A 5,233-nucleotide genomic window follows, 5' to 3' on the forward strand; every position below is an offset into this window, starting at 1 on the left:
CCCCTGGGGAGAAGGGAAGCGGCTGCTCGCATCCAATTCAAGAAAACCTAAACTCGCGACAAAAATTTCTGGATTGCCCGCAAAGCCCATCCGTGGTTTGAGGCGCTTCCAGCTAAGGCTTCCCCATGTCGCTTCCGCTCATCGCCCTGTTCATCGCCGCCTTTGCCTTCGGCACCACCGAATTCGTCATTGCCGGCGTGCTGCCGCAGGTGGCGCAAGGCCTGGGCGTCTCGGTTCCCTCCGCCGGCTATCTCGTCTCCGGCTATGCCGGCGGCATCGCCATCGGCGGCCCGCTGCTGGCGCTCGCCACCAAGTCATTGTCGCGCAAGAGCCTGCTGCTCGGCCTAGCCATCGCCTTCACCATTGGCCAGGCGGCTTGCGCGCTGGCGCCCGATTTCACCTCGATGCTTCTGTTGCGCATTGCCGTGGCGGTCGCGCATGGCGCCTATTTCGGCGTCGCCATGGTCGTTGCCGTCGGTCTCGTGCGCGAGGACCAGCGCGGCATGGCTGTCGCCGTCATCCTGTCCGGCCTCACCGTCTCCAACGTCATCGGCGTGCCGGCCGGCACCGCGATCGGCAACATCTGGGGCTGGCGTGCGACTTTCTGGGTGATGTGCGCGCTGGGTGTCGCGGCAACGCTTGCCATGGCAGCCCTTTTGCCGCGCACCACCGGCTCATCGGCCAAGCCCGCCGGTTTCGCCCGCGAGGTCCGCGTGCTGGCCCGCCAGCAGGTCTGGACATCGCTGATCCTGATGCTGATGCTGATGATCGGCCAGTTCGGCCTGTTCACCTACATCACGCCGACACTGCTCGAAGTCACCGGTCTCGACGAGAACCTGGTGCCGTGGGTGCTGCTGCTCAACGGCGTCGGCGCGACGCTCGGCGTCTTCCTCGGCGGCAAGCTCTCCGACTGGAAGCTGATGCCGTCATTGATCACCATGCTGGCCCTGCAGGCGGTGACGCTTGGCGTGATCTATGCCGTCAGCCCCTATCCCCTGCCGATGGTTGTGGCGATCGTCATCTGGGGCGGTCTCAACTTCGCCATCGGCACGCCGATCCAGACCCGCATCCTGGCCTGGACGGCAGATGCTTCCAACCTCGCCTCGTCGCTCATTCCCTCCGGCTTCAATGTCGGCATCGCGCTGGCCGCTTCGTTGGGCGCCGCGATGCTGAACAGCGGCTATGGCTACCGCAGCCTGCCGCTGCTGGGCGCCATCGCCATGCTGGTCGCCGTGGCAGTGGCGCTCGCCTCTTATGTCTGGGAAGGGCGCAGCAACGCCACGCCGCCGCTGACAGCCCCAGCCGAGTAGATCACGATCCGGAAAAGTGGACGCCGGTTTTCCGAAAAGATCGTGATCAACCAAAAGCGCTTCACCCGCGCCAGCGCAGCAGGCGCATGGCGTTGGCGGTGACCAGCACGGTCGCGCCGGTATCGGCCAGGATCGCCGGCCACAGGCCGGTGATGCCCAAAATGGTGGTGACCAGGAACACCGCCTTCAGCCCCAGCGCCACGGTGATGTTCTGGCCGATATTGGCCATCACCGCCCGCGACAGTTTCACCATACGCGCGACGTCCATGACGCGGCCGTGCAGGATCGCCGCGTCCGCGGTCTCCAGCGCCACGTCGGTGCCGCCGCCCATGGCAATGCCAATGTCGGCGGGCGCGAGCGCCGGCGCGTCGTTGATGCCGTCACCGACCTTGGCGACCTTGAAACCCTCGCGCTGCAATTCGCCGACGATGCGCTGCTTGTCCTGGGGCAACAGCTCCGCTCGCGCCTCGATGCCGAGCGAAGCGGCGATGGCTTGCGCCGTGCGGCGGTTGTCGCCGGTCAGCATCACCGCGCGGATGCTCTCGGCCTTCAGCGCCGCGATCCCGGCCGCAGCATCCGGCCGCGGCTCGTCGCGCATGGCAATCAGCCCGGCCACCACGCCATCGGCGACCAGCACTGACACCGTCTTGCCCTGGCCGTTGAGGCTGTCGACGGCGAGGCGCTGCGCTTGCGTCATGTCGGCGCGTTCGCCCGCCGCCTGGCCGGAGCCGAGGAAGACGGCGACGCCGCCAACGCTGCCCTCGACACCCTTGCCCGAGATTGCCTTCGCCGCGAGAGCCGGCGGCACCGGCGCCTTGTCGGCCTTGGCCCGGTCCAGGATCGCCATCGCCAACGGATGGCTGGAGCCCTGCTCCAGTGCTGCCGCCAGCGCCAGCACGGTGCGTTCATCCCTTCCATACGCCACGATGTCGGTGACGGCAGGCTTGCCTGCGGTCAGCGTACCGGTCTTGTCGAAGGCGACCGCCGTGATCCGGCGAAAGCCTTCCAGCACCGCACCGCCTTTCATCAATAGGCCACGCCGCGCACCGGTCGCAAGGCCCGCGGCGATCGCCGCCGGGGTCGAGATGACCAGCGCGCAGGGGCAGCCGATCAGCAGGATCGCCAAGCCCTTGTAGATCCATTCGTTCCAGTCGCCGCCGGCAAGCAGCGGCGGCAACAATGCCACCAGCGCACCGACCGCCAGCACCGCCGGCGTGTAGGTGCGCGAGAAGCGGTCGATGAAGCGCTCTGTCGGCGCCTTGGCCTCCTGCGCCTCCTCCACCAGCCGCACGATTCGGGCGATGGTGTTGTCGGAAGCGGCCGCCGTCACCCGCACCTTGAGCACGCCATCGGTGCTGATCGTGCCGGCAAAGACGGCGTCCGCAACGCCCTTGCGCTTCGGCGTGCTCTCGCCGGTCACCGGCGCCTCGTCGATTTCGCTCGCGCCCTCGATGATCTCGCCATCGGCCGGGATGCGGGCGCCCGGCCGCACCAGGATGATGTCGCCGACCGCAAGGTCTTCGGCGGGACACTCCGATGTGCCGCCTGCGCGCTCGACCAAGGCCGTCTTCGGCACCAGATCGGCAAGTCCCTGGATGCTCGCCCGCGCCCGGCCGGCGGCGACACCCTCCAGAAGCTCGCCGATCAGGAAGAGCACCACCACGGCGGCGGCCTCTTCAGTGGCACCGATCATCACGGCGCCTATCGCCGCGATGGTCATCAGCATCTCGATCGAAAACGGCGTGCCGGCCAATGCCGCCATCAGCGCGCGCCGTGCGATCGGCACCAGGCCGACCAACAGCGCGGCCAGGAACACCCCGCGTTCCGCCACCGGGAACAGATGGCCGATGCCGTATGCGGCGAGAAGCGCTGCCGCGCAGGCGAGCGTCAGCACCGCCCGGCGGGAACGCCACCACGCCTGCCCCGTCTCGGAATGGCCATGATCGGGATCGGGATCGTGGCTCGCATGATCGTGGCCTTCATGGTCATTGTGGACGTGATCGGCGTGCGCCTTGTCTGACATCGGCGATACATGTGCCTCTGCCCTGACGATGCCGTAGCCGAGCCGAGCCACCTGCTGCAGCACCCTGCCTTCCGGCAACGCGCCGCCATGGCTGACCGTCATGCTGGCACCGGTCACCGAAACCGAGACATCGGCGACGCCGTCTAGGCGACGCACCGCCGTATCGATCTTGGTTGCGCAAGAGGCGCAATCCATGCCGCCGATCTTGAACCGCGTCTGCCTGATTTTTACCTGGTCGAGGGGCGCCGTCATCACATCACCTGTCTGTCTTGCCCGCGCGGCGTCGCCGCATGGGTCTTGAACGCTGATGTCAGGCACTGTAATTGCTCTAGTCACTAGAGCTTCAAGAGGCAATTCATGTTTTCGATCGGTGATCTCTCGCGCCGCACCGGGGTCAAGGTGCCGACCATCCGCTACTACGAGCAGATGGGCCTTGTTGCCGCACCCGAGCGCTCGGAAGGCAACCAGCGCCGCTATTCCAGGCAGGAGCTGGAGCGGTTGGCCTTCATCCGCCACGCCCGCGATCTCGGTTTCGCCGTCGAGGACATCCGCTCTCTGATCGATTTGAGCGGCCACCCCGAGCAACCCTGCGGCCACGCCGACAAGATCGCCGAGGAGCAACTGATCTCGGTGCGGGAAAAGATTGCCCAGTTGAAGCGGCTCGAGGCCGAGCTCGAACGCATCGCCACGTGCTGCAATGGCCAGACGGTCGGCGACTGCTACGTCATCCGCGCGCTGTCGGATCATGCGCTGTGCGCCGATGAGCATGGTTGAGATACATCCTACAGCTCGATCCGGAACCGCAAACTTTCCGCTCCGCCATAGGCGGCGTCCTCGAAAAAGCGTTCGACGAGCTTGCCGCCATTGGCCAGGATCACCTTGTGCGAGGCCGGATTGCCCGGTTTGGCGGTGATCTCGACGTGAGCCAGGCCGACCGCCCTCGCCTCCTCCAGCATCAGGCGCAGCGCCTGTGTAGCGTAGCCGCGCCGCCGCTTCCACGGCACCACCGCATAGCCGATATGGCCGAGCACATGCGGCGGCAGGTCCGACGTACCCTTCTGCCAGCGAAAGCCGATCGAGCCCGACGCCTCGCCGTCCCAGATCCAGCGGCGGAAGCCTGGCAGGCGCGGCACCTTTTTGCCGTCAGGCAAGGTGATCGGACCGCCCCTGGCCTGGGGATCATCGAGGTCGGCGAGAAAAGCCACGGGATCCCTTTCGATTGCCGCAAGCTGCTCGCGCGTCGCTTCCAGCAATCGCACATTGTCCGGCGACCAGCCGCGTTCGAGTGCCGCCTTGTAGGACGGCAGATGTTCGAACGCGGGTTTGACGATTTCGATCATGGTGCACCGGTGCAGACGCGATGCCCACAAAATAGCATGCTTGACCAGGGAGGCACGGTCCACCAAAGCGCGGCCCCATACGACAAAGGCCGCGCTCCCATCACTGGAAACGCGGCCCTGGCGTTGTGTCCTTGGGAGGACCGGCGATCCGGCGCGGCCGCGCCGGAGCACCTTTAGCGATCTCAGGCGATGTCGAAGCGGTCGGCGTTCATCACCTTGGTCCATGCCGCAACGAAATCCCTGGTGAATTTCGCCTTGGCGTCCGCCGACCCGTAGACCTCGGCAAGCGCGCGCAATTGGGCGTGCGAGCCGAAGATCAGGTCGGCACGGGTGCCGGTCCACTTGACCGCCTTGGTCTTGCGGTCACGCGCCTCGTAGACTTCGTCGGAGCCGGCGGCCGGATCCCAGACCGTGTTCATGCTGAGCAGGTTGACGAAGAAGTCGTTGGTCAACGTACCCGGCCGGTCGGTGAACACGCCGTGCTTCGAGTTGGCCGTGTTGGCGCCGAGCACACGAAGACCGCCGACCAGCACCGTCATTTCGGGTGCGGTCAGCGACAG

4 protein-coding genes and 1 pseudogene are annotated in these 5,233 nt (G+C 66.4%); 2 read left to right on the plus strand and 3 right to left on the minus strand.

What is annotated here, in order from left to right; all coding sequences use genetic code 11:
* Positions 1 to 125: 125 nt before the first annotated feature.
* Positions 126 to 1,310 carry an MFS transporter gene (locus EOA22_RS23610; RefSeq protein WP_024505485.1) on the plus strand — a complete coding sequence of 395 codons (1,185 nt, stop codon included), beginning with the start codon at positions 126 to 128 and terminating at the stop codon, positions 1,308 to 1,310.
* 61 nt (positions 1,311 to 1,371) lie between these two features.
* Here the strand turns inward: EOA22_RS23610 and EOA22_RS23615 are convergent, their stop codons facing one another.
* Complete coding sequence (locus tag EOA22_RS23615; RefSeq protein ID WP_127390250.1) at positions 1,372 to 3,585, minus strand: heavy metal translocating P-type ATPase; 2,214 nt, start codon at positions 3,583 to 3,585, stop codon at positions 1,372 to 1,374.
* A 105-nt stretch (positions 3,586 to 3,690) separates the two neighbouring features.
* On the opposite strand from EOA22_RS23615, the gene EOA22_RS23620 reads away from it, so the two are divergent.
* A complete protein-coding gene (locus EOA22_RS23620) occupies positions 3,691 to 4,107 on the plus strand; it encodes a helix-turn-helix domain-containing protein (protein WP_013530143.1) in 417 nt (138 codons plus the stop codon).
* An 8-nt stretch (positions 4,108 to 4,115) separates the two neighbouring features.
* Here the strand turns inward: EOA22_RS23620 and EOA22_RS23625 are convergent, their stop codons facing one another.
* Together EOA22_RS23625 and EOA22_RS23630 are read right to left on the minus strand one after the other, a co-directional pair.
* On the minus strand, positions 4,116 to 4,673 hold the full coding sequence (locus tag EOA22_RS23625) for a GNAT family N-acetyltransferase (RefSeq protein WP_013530142.1): 558 nt from the start codon (positions 4,671 to 4,673) through the stop codon (positions 4,116 to 4,118).
* Positions 4,674 to 4,855: 182 nt separating this feature from the next.
* Positions 4,856 to 5,233: pseudogene (locus EOA22_RS23630) on the minus strand (catalase-peroxidase); the annotation flags it as partial.

Source organism: Mesorhizobium sp. M7A.F.Ca.US.014.04.1.1, assembly GCF_003998745.1.
GTDB lineage: Bacteria > Pseudomonadota > Alphaproteobacteria > Rhizobiales > Rhizobiaceae > Mesorhizobium > Mesorhizobium ciceri.

What these genes read in the sequence shown, in the direction of transcription:
- EOA22_RS23610 (WP_024505485.1), top strand. Translation starts at nt 126, where the DNA reads ATGTCGCTTCCGCTCATCGCCCTGTTCATCGCCGCCTTTGCCTTCGGC.
- EOA22_RS23615 (WP_127390250.1), bottom strand. Translation starts at nt 3,585, where the DNA reads ATGACGGCGCCCCTCGACCAGGTAAAAATCAGGCAGACGCGGTTCAAG.
- EOA22_RS23620 (WP_013530143.1), top strand. Translation starts at nt 3,691, where the DNA reads ATGTTTTCGATCGGTGATCTCTCGCGCCGCACCGGGGTCAAGGTGCCG.
- EOA22_RS23625 (WP_013530142.1), bottom strand. Translation starts at nt 4,673, where the DNA reads ATGATCGAAATCGTCAAACCCGCGTTCGAACATCTGCCGTCCTACAAG.